The 476-nt window shown below is 49.4% G+C and carries 1 protein-coding gene; it reads left to right on the top strand.

What is annotated here, in order from left to right:
• Positions 1 to 476, top strand: a 476-nt coding sequence (locus E1189_RS02080; protein ID WP_230460024.1) for a transglutaminase domain-containing protein, incomplete at both ends; no start/stop codon positions are given.

Raw genomic sequence — 476 nt, 5'->3', positions numbered from 1 at the left:
TTATTTTTCCTGCTGAAAGAAAGGCAGGGAACCTGCCGTCATCGCACCTCAGCATTCATCGCTCTGAGCCGCTATTTCAATATTCCGGCAAGATATGTTGCCAGTGAAATTCATAGTTTTCCTGAATACTCACTGGATAACGGGAAGACATGGACAGCCCGGGACCTGGATGGTGCACCGACAGAGTACTCGCCCCATACCCCCAACTTTCAGCCTGTCGTGAAAGGAATGGTGCTGACTGGCCGCTATCAGTGGATGTCTCAGATATCCCCTGATATGAGCCCTGAAAAAATAGCCGTACTGGCAAAGGCTCTTGGGGTCAGCCAGGAAGTGCTTATCGGGTCGCTACAAAGTGGTACGGCATTACCGACAAGCGCAACATCCGCTCCAGAAATCGACGATATTGTAAGAAAACTCTGGTTACAGGATTCGGACAGTAACGCCTTTATCCTGGGGAGTGAGTTATTAAGAAGTGA

It is taken from the genome of Parendozoicomonas verongulae (assembly GCF_009711465.1).
Taxonomy (GTDB): Bacteria; Pseudomonadota; Gammaproteobacteria; order Pseudomonadales; family Endozoicomonadaceae; genus Sansalvadorimonas; species Sansalvadorimonas verongulae.
This window is presented reverse-complemented; position numbering and strand designations above follow the sequence as displayed.